The organism is Colwellia sp. 1_MG-2023, from assembly GCF_030546755.1.
Taxonomy (GTDB): Bacteria; Pseudomonadota; Gammaproteobacteria; order Enterobacterales; family Alteromonadaceae; genus Thalassotalea_H.
On sequence record NZ_JAUOPE010000002.1, the window covers coordinates 252,820 to 265,251 of the forward strand.

At 38.0% G+C, this 12,432-nt stretch carries 11 protein-coding genes; 7 read left to right on the forward strand and 4 right to left on the reverse strand.

The annotated features are described in order from the left end of the window. Window positions 1-27 precede the first annotated feature (27 nt). From Q4493_RS03280 to mgtE, 6 genes are all read left to right on the forward strand, one after another. A complete protein-coding gene (locus tag Q4493_RS03280) occupies window positions 28-1,536 on the forward strand; it encodes an RNA polymerase factor sigma-54 (RefSeq protein WP_303449378.1) in 1,509 nt (502 codons plus the stop codon). Window positions 1,537-1,559: 23 nt separating this feature from the next. After that, window positions 1,560-1,847 (forward strand): ribosome hibernation promoting factor, encoded by a 288-nt coding sequence (gene hpf, locus Q4493_RS03285; RefSeq protein ID WP_303449380.1) that lies wholly within the window; start codon window positions 1,560-1,562, stop codon window positions 1,845-1,847. Window positions 1,848-1,874: 27 nt separating this feature from the next. After that, window positions 1,875-2,327 (forward strand): PTS IIA-like nitrogen regulatory protein PtsN, encoded by a 453-nt coding sequence (gene ptsN / locus Q4493_RS03290; RefSeq protein WP_303449382.1) that lies wholly within the window; start codon window positions 1,875-1,877, stop codon window positions 2,325-2,327. A gap of 24 nt (window positions 2,328-2,351) precedes the next feature. Then, window positions 2,352-3,206, forward strand: a complete 855-nt coding sequence (gene rapZ, locus Q4493_RS03295) for an RNase adapter RapZ (protein WP_303449384.1) — start codon at window positions 2,352-2,354, stop codon at window positions 3,204-3,206. Between the two features lie 4 nt (window positions 3,207-3,210). Beyond that, on the forward strand, window positions 3,211-3,489 hold the full coding sequence (locus Q4493_RS03300; RefSeq protein ID WP_303449386.1) for an HPr family phosphocarrier protein: 279 nt from the start codon (window positions 3,211-3,213) through the stop codon (window positions 3,487-3,489). A 184-nt stretch (window positions 3,490-3,673) separates the two neighbouring features. Beyond that, entirely contained in the window at window positions 3,674-5,035 is a 1,362-nt protein-coding gene (gene mgtE, locus Q4493_RS03305) for a magnesium transporter (RefSeq protein WP_303449388.1), read from the forward strand. A gap of 74 nt (window positions 5,036-5,109) precedes the next feature. Here mgtE and pmbA read toward each other — a convergent pair whose 3' ends face one another. Further along, entirely contained in the window at window positions 5,110-6,435 is a 1,326-nt protein-coding gene (gene pmbA / locus Q4493_RS03310; RefSeq protein WP_303449576.1) for a metalloprotease PmbA, read from the reverse strand. Window positions 6,436-6,587: 152 nt separating this feature from the next. Here pmbA and yjgA point away from each other — a divergent pair, with 152 nt between their 5' ends. After that, complete coding sequence (yjgA, locus tag Q4493_RS03315; protein ID WP_303449389.1) at window positions 6,588-7,097, forward strand: ribosome biogenesis factor YjgA; 510 nt, start codon at window positions 6,588-6,590, stop codon at window positions 7,095-7,097. 121 nt (window positions 7,098-7,218) lie between these two features. Here the strand turns inward: yjgA and Q4493_RS03320 are convergent, their stop codons facing one another. From Q4493_RS03320 to Q4493_RS03330, 3 genes are all read right to left on the reverse strand, one after another. Beyond that, window positions 7,219-7,776, reverse strand: coding sequence for a PEP-CTERM sorting domain-containing protein (locus tag Q4493_RS03320; RefSeq protein ID WP_303449391.1), 558 nt, complete (start codon window positions 7,774-7,776; stop codon window positions 7,219-7,221). A 90-nt stretch (window positions 7,777-7,866) separates the two neighbouring features. After that, a complete protein-coding gene (locus Q4493_RS03325) occupies window positions 7,867-10,245 on the reverse strand; it encodes a collagenase (RefSeq protein ID WP_303449393.1) in 2,379 nt (792 codons plus the stop codon). A 412-nt stretch (window positions 10,246-10,657) separates the two neighbouring features. Beyond that, a complete protein-coding gene (locus tag Q4493_RS03330; RefSeq protein WP_303449394.1) occupies window positions 10,658-12,322 on the reverse strand; it encodes an ABC transporter ATP-binding protein in 1,665 nt (554 codons plus the stop codon). Window positions 12,323-12,432: the final 110 nt, after the last annotated feature.

Below are 12,432 nucleotides of genomic sequence, written 5' to 3' on the forward strand. Positions count from 1 at the left end.
CTAGAAAACAGGAAAATAATACGATAAATGCGCCCTAGTCTGCAGCTCCGAATAGGACAACAACTCACCATGACTCCACAATTGCAACAAGCGATTAAGCTTTTGCAATTGTCGACGTTGGATCTTCAGCAAGAAATCCAAGAAGCCCTTGAAAGCAATCCTTTATTAGAGGTAGATGAATCAACGCCAAGTGACAATGATACGCAATCGGATAATTTAGAAGAAGCATTTTCTGCCGGAGTGACAGAACAAACGAACAAAACATCTGATGGCAGTGAAGATTCAGCGCCAACCATAGATGAAATTAGCACCACAGAAGCCATGGATAAGTCTGAGATCCCTGAAGAACTTAACATAGACACTACCTGGGAAGAAAGCTACAGTGCCGGCGTTTCAAATACTGGCGCAAGTACTCCAGCTTCAGAAGATTATACTTATCAAGGCGAAACAACCGACTCAATTCAAGATCATTTACGCTGGCAAATGGAATTAACGCCATTCTCTGAAACGGATCTTGCTATTGCTACCGCAATTATTGACGCGATAGATGATGCTGGCTATTTAAGAGTCACCGTAGAAGAAATTCTTGAAGCTATGGGGAATGAAGAAGTTGAACTTGACGAAGTTGAAGCCGTGCTTAAACGGATCAATATGTTTGACCCTGTGGGTGTTGGCGCTCGTTCTATTTCAGAATGTTTAACCATACAATTAAACCAGTTTGACAAAGAAACGCCTTGGTTAAAAGAAAGTAAGCTGATTATTAATGACTATATCGACTTATTGGGTAACCGAGATTATCGTCAAATTATGCGAAAAACTCGCTTAAAAGAAGATCAATTACGCGAAGTGATCAAATTAATTCAATCTTTAGACCCAAGACCTGGTGATAGCATCATTAAAGGTGATGACCAATATGTTATCCCTGATGTTTCTGTTGAAAAGAAAAATGGTCGTTGGATGGTTGAATTAAACCCTGATACGGCGCCTCGATTATCAGTTAATCAGCAATATGCTTCAATGGCGCGTACCATGAAATCTTCAGCAGATAGCCAATTTATTCGCTCAAACTTACAAGAAGCCAAATGGTTTATAAAAAGTTTAGAAAGCCGAAATGATACGTTATTAAAAGTCTCTAACTGTATTGTGCAACGCCAACAAGGTTTCTTTGAACACGGCCCTGAAGCAATGCGACCTATGGTACTTAATGATATTGCCGAAGCCGTCGACATGCACGAATCAACCATTTCTCGTGTCACTACGCAAAAATATATGCATACCCCTAGAGGTATTTTTGAACTGAAATACTTCTTCTCTAGTCATGTGAGTACAGAAAATGGCGGTGAATGTTCATCAACTGCTATTCGTGCCTTAATTAAAAAACTGGTCGCAGCCGAAATTCCAGCGAAGCCATTAAGTGATAGTAAAATGGCGGAATTACTCGCTGAACAAGGTATAAATGTCGCCAGAAGAACGATTGCCAAGTATCGAGAATCATTGTCAATTCCTCCTTCTAACCAACGAAAAAGTCTACTTTAACAACTATATAAGGATCTAAGCTTATGCAAATTAATCTTGCTGGTCATCATGTTGAAATAACCGAAGCGTTACGTGAAAGTGTCAATACAAAATTTGCCAAGTTGGAACGACATTTTGATCATATAAATAATGTTCATGTGGTATTAACAGTAGAAAAACTGAATCAAATTGCGGAAGCAACAGCGCACTTAAACGGCACAGAATTACACGCAAAAGCCGAAAATGCCGATATGTATGCTTCAATCGATGCTTTAGTAAATAAACTCGATAAACAAGTTTTAAAGTACAAAGGCAAAATTAACCAACATTAACCCAACGTCTATTTCAACACGAGCATTATGAAATTAACTGAACTTATCAACGAGAACTGCACCTTGTGTGCAGTTCAAGCCACTAGCAAAAAACGTATTTTAGAACTACTTTGTGAAAAAGCTGCCGAATCTTATACTGACTTTAATACTTATTCACTGCTAGAAAGTCTAATGGCACGTGAAAAAATGGGTTCAACAGGGATTGGCAATGGTATTGCTATACCTCACGGTAGACTTACGGATGGTGGTAAAGTCGTTGTTGTGATTGCCACAACAGAATCCCCAATTGATTTTGATGCTATCGATAATAGACCCGTCGACATTTTTATCGCTTTATTCGTTCCCGAAGAAAATTGTCAACAGCATTTATCCACTCTTCAAAGCATTGCACAAATATTTAGTGATAAAAAAACTTGTAAACAGGTCAGAAAATGTCACTCGAGTTCAGAGCTTTTCAATTTATTGAAAAATAATAACTAAACCTTAGCACCAAGGATTTCTTCAATGAAACTCATCATCGTTAGTGGCCGTTCAGGATCAGGAAAAAGTGTCGCATTAAGAGTGCTAGAAGATTTAGGCTATTATTGTGTAGATAATATCCCTGTCAACCTATTACCCGCATTAACACATACGGTAATTAATGATTATGAAACGGTCGCGGTAAGTCTAGATGTGCGTAACTTACCGGCAGATCCCAACGATATTTCTGAAATCATCAATTATTTACCCAGTGCGGTAGATTTAAATATTGTTTATTTAGATGCGGATGATAACGACTTAATTAAACGTTTTAGCGAAACACGTCGCTTGCACCCATTGATAAAACAGAATATCGCACTTGATCAGGCGATATCGCTTGAAAAAAAATTATTAGAGCCAATTTCAAGCCGTGCAAATTTATACATCAATACTAGCCAACTTACGCCTCATCAGTTAGCGGATTTGATCAGAGAACGCATTCTTGGCAAAACTACCGGTACTATGGTGGTCGTTTTTGAATCGTTTGGCTTTAAACATGGCGTCCCTCAAGATGCCGATTATGTGTTTGATGCGCGTTTTTTACCTAACCCATTTTGGGAAAAAGACCTTAAACCTTATACTGGGCTAGACCAGCCAGTGCAGGATTTTCTCGCTAGCCAACCTATTGTCACTAAGTTTATTTGGCAAATTAATAGTTTTATGATGACATGGCTACCGCATTTAGAGCGAAATAATAGAAGCTATATTACCATTGCCATTGGTTGTACCGGCGGCAAACATCGCTCGGTTTATATTGCCGAATTACTCGCCAATAACTTACGCAAAGAGCGTAAAGATGTACAAGCTCGCCATCGTGACCTTGAAGTAGCGAGTACGTAGCACTATGGCTAATAAATTAAAAAAAACGTTACTCATTACCAATAAATTAGGGCTGCATGCAAGAGCGGCAACTAAATTGGCACAATTAAGCCAAAAGTTTGATGCCAAAGTAACCATTGAACTTGAAAGCAAACAAGCCGATGCTAGTAGTATTATGGGTCTTATGCTATTAGCAGGTGGCCAAGGTAAAGAAGTAACCATTCACACTGAAGGACTTGAAGCACAAGATGCCCTCGATAATGTCTGCCAACTATTTTCCGATAAATTCGATGAGGATGAATAACAACCCCATTCCCCTTTCACAAAGCTGTAAAATTTGACTTATATAATAAGAAAAAAGCTGATAAAACCAGTCAGTTGAGATAAACTAATAGCAACTGGGCAACCAATAATTCTGTTGTATAAAACAAATTCTGCCCATGATAACTCATTACCATTTTCGTTTTTTAACGGCACAGGAAAGCTTTATGCCGGAAACTTCAGAACAAGAAGACAGTCAACAACGATTACTGCAAGTCAACAAAGCACTCGACAGCGGTATGTTTGTCTATGTCCGCAAGCTTTTGCAAAATATGCCTGCGTACGATCTTGCTTTGATTTTACAATCTTCTCCCAGTAAAAGCCGTACCGTTTTATGGCAACTTATCGACCACGACCATCACGGTGAAGTTCTTGAAGAGTTAAACGAAGAAGTTCGAAAAGGCATTTTGAAAAAAATGCGCCCTGAAAAACTCGCCGAAGTTGCCGAGGGTATGGACGTTGATGATCTTGCTGAAGTATTGCGTACATTACCTGATAGTGTTTACCGTGAAGTATTAAGCTCGATGGATTCTCAAGATAGAAGTCGCGTAGAAGCGGCACTGTCTTTTGATGAAGATACCGCTGGTGGTATCATGAATACCGATACCATTACTATTCGTCCTGATGTTACCGTTGATGTGGTATTACGCTATTTACGTCTTAAAGGTGAATTGCCAGAAGCAACCGACTCTTTTTATGTAGTCGATAGAAATGATCACTTTATTGGCGCGGTGTCGCTTTCTCATATAGTAACGGCAAAACCAGAAGTCATTATCTCTAAACTTATTAATGATGAGATTACCGCGCTCAATGCAGATATGCCAGAGAGCGAAGTTGCGCAATTGTTTGAGCGTTACGACTGGTTCTCAGCTCCGGTAGTTGACGAAGAAGGCCGCTTATTGGGTCGTATCACTATTGATGATGTCGTTGATATTATTCGTGAAGAAGCAGAACATTCCATGATGAGTATGGCTGGTTTAGACGATGAAGCCGATACCTTCGCACCCGTTTTTAAAAGCACACAACAACGCTCAGTTTGGTTAGGCGTCAACCTGATTACCGCTTTATTTGCCGTCGCTGTTTCCAGCATGTTTGAAGATATTTTGGGCCAACTGGCAATTTTAGCGATTTTAAATACCTTAGTACCTAGTATGGGTGGCGTTGCTGGTAATCAAACCTTAACCTTAGTTATTCGCGGTATGGCGTTAGGTCATATTGGTGAAAGTAATGCCCGAACATTACTCTATAAAGAACTTGCTGTTGGTTTTCTTAATGGGATCATTTGGGCTTTGTTAATTGCCACCGTCGTCGCGATTTGGAAACAAGATTTTATGCTTGGCTCAGTAATCGCATTCGCCATGTTAATGAATTTAACCGCCGCAGGCATTGCTGGTGTGACAATTCCACTCTTTCTTAAAAAGCTTGATATTGATCCAGCACTTGCTGGTAGTGTAATTTTAACAACCGTGACCGATGTAGTAGGTATTTTTGCTTTCTTGGGAACTGCAACTTTATTACTTGGCACATAAGCCGCAACTTTATTACTCTGTATATAAGTTGCGACCGATCAATAAAATCAGTTGAAAATGAATTTTAGCTTGTGCTAATTACCTGCAACTTGCATTTCATCAAGAATAATTGAACCAGTTTTAATGCTACCTTTTAAGTCGTAATCAGAACCTACCGCGACTAAGTTTTTAAACATATCGGCTAAGTTACCGGCAATGGTGACTTCAGATACCGGATAAGCAAGCTCTCCGTTTTCTACCCAAAAACCTGCGGCACCGCGCGAATAATCGCCATTGACGATATTTACGCCTTGCCCCATTAATTCAGTTACTAAAAGCCCAGTTCCTAAGGTTTTCAGCATTTGTTTAAAGTCACCACCATTGGCCGACACTTGCCAATTATGAATACCACCTGCATGTCCTGTGGTTGTCATTCCAAGTTTTCGTGCTGAATAGCTAGTCAATAGATACGTTTCTAATGCGCCCGTTTTAATAATGTCTCGATCAATGGTAGCAACACCTTCACTATCAAAGGCACTACTTGCAAGCGCTTTTTTCAGATGAGGACGTTCTTGAATATTTAGAAAATCAGGGAAAATAGGCTGACCTAAAGCATCCAGTAAAAACGATGACTTTCGATATAAATTACCTCCACTGATCGCCGCAATAAAATGGCCAAAAAACGTATTGGCAATATCGGCTCTAAACATCACAGGTACTTTGCCAGTTTTGAGTTTTTGAGCATGTAAACGAGACAAAGCTTCTTGAGAGGCTTCTTTACCTACTTGTTGAGGCGCGGTTAATAAATTAAAGTCACGATTTACGGTATAGGCATAATCACGCTGCATATCGTCATCTTCCGTAGCGATCATCACACAGCTTAAACTGTGTCGTGAACTTGGATAGCCTACTAATTGTCCGTGACTGTTACCATAAACTTTAAAACCTTCAAAGCAAGCTAAAGTTGCGCCGTCTGAATTGGTAATGCGTTTATCATAAGCTAACGCAGTATCTTCACATTCTTTGGCAATGGCTATCGCATCATCAGTTGATAAGATTTTTTCATGATGCAAGTCTAAATCTTGAGGATTCATGGCTAGCAATGCTTTATCAGCTAGGCCTGAACAATCATCTACGGAAGTATACTTTGCGATATTAACAGCCGCTTGAACGGCTTGTTTTAAAGCATTTTCAGAAAGATCTGCCGTTGATGCGCTACCTTTTCTTCCTTGTTGATAAACGGTAATCCCCAAAGCACCATCATTAGTAAATTCAACGGTTTCAACATCACCTAATCGGGTACTCACACTTAAGCCTTGTTGGCGACTCATTGCTACTTCAGCGCCATCTGCGCCTAATGATTTAGCTAAAGCTAAAGCATCTGCAACGCGACTTTCAACTTGTTCCATTTGTGTGATGATGTTATTAGATTCTGACATTACAATGATTATCTCGTTAATTTACTTGGTTGACTAAGTACCAACAGTTATTGCCTGAAGGTAATTTCGGTGTGGAGCCCATCATACAGTTTGTTGTATAATAGTCACATCAATCGTTAAATTGCCCTATTATTATGCCCGACTCTGCTGCTGAATTCGATGAAGAATTAAAAAGTAAATCAGAAATAAAACGTGAAATGCACCAAATGCAGGATTTTGCCTTAAAGTTGGTAAAGCTTTCCAAACATCAACGCAGCAAAATACCTTTTCCAGAAGATTTTAAGCAAGAGCTTATTTTAGCTGACAAAATTATCAATAAGCACGAAGCTTTGCGCCGTCATGTACGTCATATGGCTAAAGTATTGTGTGAAATGGACTTAGAACCCATTAATCAAGCTTTAGATATAATGGCAAATAAGCACCAACAAGAAACCGCTAAATTTGTACATTTAGAAAGTTTACGAGATCAACTCATCGACAAAGGCAATGATTTCATTGAAGAAGTATTAAATGAAAATGAGTCGATGGAAAGACAAAAGCTTAGGCAATTGATCAGACAAGCAGCTAAAGAGAAAAAACTCGAAAAATTAGGTAAAGGTTATCGCGACTTATTTGCTTATTTAAAAACGCATATTACGTTTTAATTTATTCTCAACAATTTTAAATTAACAAAGCAGTATTCATGATACTGCTTTGTTTTTTATACATTCTATGAGTGATTCTCTCTCATTGAATATAGGCTTTCGTTAATCATTTACTTATTGATTAACTTACTGGTCGTCGAATTAAGAAAACTAAAGCAGCAGCTAATAATACTATCGACATTGGCTCAGGTACTTGTGAAACATTAAAGCTCACTGATTGGCCAGCAAATGATTCAAGCTGTGAATTATCAAAACTAACCACTTCTAACCCTTGTAGTAAACTTACCGTTTGAATGCCTGAAGATAACGCATTAAAGGTAAAGCTTGCCAAAACAAAACTCGCACCTTGATTCGCAATTATCGTCGGTTCATCGGCATAAAAATCGGCAAAATCTTCTAAATATAAAGTGCCGGCAACACTATCATCTACGGCAGAGTAACTACCAAGTCCATCATCAAAACCATTGCCAAATGACCAACCCGTTAACGCAAGTTGACTAGGGTCAAAATTGATGGTGCCTGCAAAACCGCCTAACAAATAAGATAAATCACTCGCCACTAACTGACCGGTAATGGTCTCGTTGTTATTATATTCTGTTTGATCAAATGACAAAGCAATAAGTGTTGCTTGACTGTTTACGCTGAAAAGTAGCGCAATAATAAGTAATATATTTTTCATGTTTAAATCCTGTAATTTTTATTAGTAATTGCTCGTTATATGCTGCTTTTTCTTTGCTTGAATGAAGAAAAGAAAAAGCAGCGAATTGACTTATGGCGCTACAGCACAACGTGCTAGATCACATAAAGCCATCATAGGTCTAACATCTCGACGATCGACCTTGCCATCTTTATTAAAATCATAATCAAGTGTTAAATCTGCTCCCTCTCTTAACCATTGGTTAAACAAATTAACATCCCGAATATCAACAGCGCCGTTACCATCAAGATCCGCAGGTTTAGTTGCTTGAGCTTGGCAAACACCTTCACCATCTACTAAACAAACTAACCATTGTGAAAACTGTTCATCAAATGACGTTCCCCACGTATTTAATATTTCTTGATATGGGGTATATACAGGCACTTCATTGTTTTCAGGCTGAGGTTGACCACAAGTCCAAACCCAATCACCCGTTGACCATTCACTATCGTCATAGGCCCATGACCAATTATTACTAATAGCTTCAGTTTTAAGTTTCCATCCCCAATCAAATTGACACTCACCGGTTGAAATCACTCTCTTCGGAGCTCGAAGGCTAGGCAGTAATACATTGTCTATTTCTGAAGTTTGCTGCTCTAACATAAAGCGAGTGGCTAAATATCCCCAATAATAGGTTCTTGATGTGTCACTGTTTTCGTAGGTTGTTTGAAAAAGCTCACTCAAGTTGTATGTTGCTTGTGGCGCTACTGCCAAAGCATTAGGGTTGTTTTCAGGTTGAGATAAATACTCAGCTAAACCTTCCCCCCACCAAACGGAATTGGCATCTTGTTCGCTAAAATTACCCCATTTATTAAATCGGCCATCAAGATAATGCACATATTCATGTTCTAAATTCCAGACAGCAAAATCTGCTAGCCAAGTGGCTTGATGTGCAATAAAACGTGCTTGGTTATTTTCAACCCAAGGATCACCTTCTAAATACATGCCACCGTTATTGGTATTGATGCCAAAAAAATTGCCGGCAAAATTGTCATAATCGTTATATGAACTGAAAATAACCACTTCCAGATCAGTATTATTGTCATCGGCAACAGGAGTTTCAGCACTGGTGTTAAATAATTGATGAAACTCTTGTTCTTGTTCACTTAACGTTTGACAAATCTCAACCAGGTTTTCATTAGCAATAGGAGGTTGAAAGCGTAGTTTTAACGTTGAACTACAGACGTGATTACCTGATAAAACCGTAGCTTGTAAATCAAAGCTACAAGCATCACCATACAAGGCACAATTTTCACTATCATAAAATGTCACCGCAGATTGCGCTTTTAACCAGCCTAAACTTCCCGTACCTTGATAACTATAATTCGCTAAAATTGCTTGGATGCTCGGACGCACAGTCTCGGCAATGGTGCCACCGAAACGTAAAAATCGCGCTAGCTCATTAACACTATCGCCCCATTGATATTCACGTGTGTGACCAATTAGCCAAGTACCTTCTACATCAACAAAGGCTTGCAGATTTGCCAGTATGCTTGGGGTATTTATTACTGCTTGTTCAAGTTCAGCACTACTGTCTTCTGATGCATTAAATAGATGCGTTAATAACTGCGTGAAACCATTTTCTTCATAGTAAACGCCCCAGTTGTCATCCTGGTTAGCAGTTTTAGCATAACCAAGTACGGCATCGGTTAATCGGGCTATATACGGCATTCTATTTGTACCTGAGCTACTTAATAAAATCAGTAATTCATAACGCACCATAAAATCTCGCGTTACGTCACCGTTAAAAGTAACGAAATGCTCACCCGCAAAATATTGACTAAAAGCTTGCTCAAGCGCTGATTGATAACCAGCAGGCATTACACGATTATTGCCCCACTCTGCCCAATGCATAGCACGTAAGTAAATGACCAGTTTTTCAAGTTCAGCAGCACTGTTAACATCTGTACCTGTGTAACCAACTAAATGACTATTGATTGCATTTACAATGGTTAAAGCACTTTCATCAGAAAACACACTCGTGCCAACGAGCGAAGTATCAAATAATCCGTATAAACAAGAAGTTAATTCTCCTTCTTTCACGGCATTCACTAAATCGTTACCACTAAGATTTTGCAACTCTGCAGGAGAAGTACAAGTAAGTGGTGCAATTGATGTGCTGTTACTACGGACTTTATCTTTGCCACTTTGTTTTGCTGACAATAATTGCGCATGTTTTTCAGTCACAAGACTTGTTTGTTTTACTTTGTATAAGTCATCAATCTTTCGGTTGTTTTGTAAAAGTTGTTGAAATTGATGGGGTGATATTTGTCTTGGCGGATTAAAACCTTGTTGATCGATATTTTTCACATGCTGAGCATGTTGACTATTGATTACTTGAGCCGTTGCTTTACTCGGCATAGTTGCTATTTGCTCGGCATTTGCAACGGAACTGACCATAGTCATTCCAAGCAATAATCCGGCATATAACGGGTTATTTTCTATTTTCACGACACTACCCTCGGGGTTTTATTATTATTGATTTGCTTAAAAAGCAAACAAAAGTATATTGTATAAAATATATTAATCAACAATAAATTAACATTTAAACAGTAATTTCGAAGAGTTAGTGATAAATTTTGACGATAAGGATATCGCTATTTTTAGTGGAAGCTTTTGATAAAAAAGAGGAATAGCTATTTAAAGCTAATTAAAAAGTGCTTTGATAAAAAGTACAATGATAGAAAGTGTATTGAAAAAATTTATCCTTTTTCGCCTTAAATTTGAATGAACGCAAAACTAGAGGCTATTAAAAATTTTAGAGTTAAAGTTATAGTCTTCCCTATGAAAGGTTTATCGCCTATTAATAGCTATTCATTAAATAACGACTATGTAGGCGATGAATTTTTCCTCTATTAAGTCCTTATGTTGCTATTTTCCGAGCTAATTTACCCGCAACCATTTCAATCACGTCATCACTAGCTTCAATAATATCGAGATGATGAGTGATCACAATAACACGCATTTTTATCGCTAACTGTCTCAGCAATACCAATAATTCTTTTTTATTTATATCATCTAAAGCGGATGTTGGTTCATCTAATAGCAATACTTTTGACTGACGTAAAATAGCTCTAGCAATCGCAAATCTTTGTTTTTCTCCACCTGAAAATTGATGCGCTTGCTCAGATACCACTAAGTCTAGATTGTTTTCAATTCTGGTTAACCACGCAGTCAGCCCCACTGATTTTAATATTGAGATTATGTGATCTCTTTCAATATTTTCAGTTAACCCTAAAGTTAGATTTTCATAAACCGTTGCATGTAATAATTTAGGCTCTTGATCTACCCATGCAATTGCCTGTCTAACAGATGATAAGTTATATGCACTTAAGGGTTTATTATTAATCAGAACCTGTTCAAAGGTATCTGGATAAAAACCTAAAAACTGACTAAGTAAAGTGCTTTTACCACTGCCACTTTCTCCCAGTAAAACTGAAAAACCACACCCTTCAAATTGGTAATTAACGTTTTCTAATATTGTTTTTCCATTTCTTATAAAGTTTAAATTTTCAACAGATAATCTTGATATTTCGTCTATTAGAACACCTGAGCCAGCAGGCTCTTTTTCAAACGCATCAATTTCAGATAAACGGCTCGCTGCACCTGCAGCTTTATTTAAGTTACTAAAAAACATCGCCATCGACATTAATGGGAAAATTAAGCCAAATAAATATAATAAAAAAGCCGTTATGGTTCCGAGCGTTAATGTCCCCTGTTTAAGCCAGTAAGCCGAAAAAGCTAAAATCGCAATCATGCTGATCATTAACACTAAATTTGCAATTGGCCCAATTAATGACATGACTTTCGTCGCTCTCATTTCATGCTTAAAACTAGCATCAAGTAATTGCTTTGATTGGTGTTGCATTTGACTAGCGGCATTATGCGATTTTATCAATTTTCCATATCGCAGCCATTCAGTTACATATTTTAGTAAATTCGCTTCAGCGGTTTGTTGAGCCTGTCCAATATTGTTCATCATTAAAGCGATCGGGGTAATAATAATAAAACCTAGAAGAACACAACTAACAAGCACTAAAGTTAATCGCCAGTCTAATATAAACATAATAACGATCACGGCAACTAGCGAAATAACACCACTTAATAGTCCAATAAGATCTTCCGCTAAAACAGATTTTACTTCTTTAGAATCGTTAATCACTCGAGCACTTAGCTCAGCGCTATGCTCTTGATCCATGCTTTGCGTTTGACAAGAAAGCAATCTGCCAATTAAGCTATAACGTAAATTAAGGCTAATAGTATGCCCGATCTTGCCACCATACCAACCAAGAAAAGCTTCCAATATAGCTGTCGTTAATACAATGACAATAAGACCGATAATGATATAAGTTTCAATTCCATCACTACCAATTGAGTCAACCAAGTAACTTGAATATAAAGGTAAAATAAGCTCAAGCCCTGTCGCACCAATCACCAGTAATGCTAAATAGACAAAAGCGCTTTTATTAGGTTTATGAGGTAATAATAACTGCCATAATCCTTGAGTTGTACCAGATGATTCTTTCATAAACCTCTCCACTAATGACCAAAAAGTCATAAAAATGACCTTTTATTTAATACTGGTCACAATATAGTGACCAAAGGGTCATATGTCAAATGACTTATTGGTCAATATTC

Bases quoted from the DNA above. Each gene is read 5' to 3' on its own strand.
- Q4493_RS03280 (WP_303449378.1), top strand. From the start codon at position 28: ATGCGCCCTAGTCTGCAGCTCCGAATAGGACAACAACTCACCATGACT.
- hpf (WP_303449380.1), top strand. From the start codon at position 1,560: ATGCAAATTAATCTTGCTGGTCATCATGTTGAAATAACCGAAGCGTTA.
- ptsN (WP_303449382.1), top strand. From the start codon at position 1,875: ATGAAATTAACTGAACTTATCAACGAGAACTGCACCTTGTGTGCAGTT.
- rapZ (WP_303449384.1), top strand. From the start codon at position 2,352: ATGAAACTCATCATCGTTAGTGGCCGTTCAGGATCAGGAAAAAGTGTC.
- Q4493_RS03300 (WP_303449386.1), top strand. From the start codon at position 3,211: ATGGCTAATAAATTAAAAAAAACGTTACTCATTACCAATAAATTAGGG.
- mgtE (WP_303449388.1), top strand. From the start codon at position 3,674: ATGCCGGAAACTTCAGAACAAGAAGACAGTCAACAACGATTACTGCAA.
- yjgA (WP_303449389.1), top strand. From the start codon at position 6,588: ATGCCCGACTCTGCTGCTGAATTCGATGAAGAATTAAAAAGTAAATCA.
- Q4493_RS03320 (WP_303449391.1), bottom strand. From the start codon at position 7,776: ATGAAAAATATATTACTTATTATTGCGCTACTTTTCAGCGTAAACAGT.
- Q4493_RS03330 (WP_303449394.1), bottom strand. From the start codon at position 12,322: ATGAAAGAATCATCTGGTACAACTCAAGGATTATGGCAGTTATTATTA.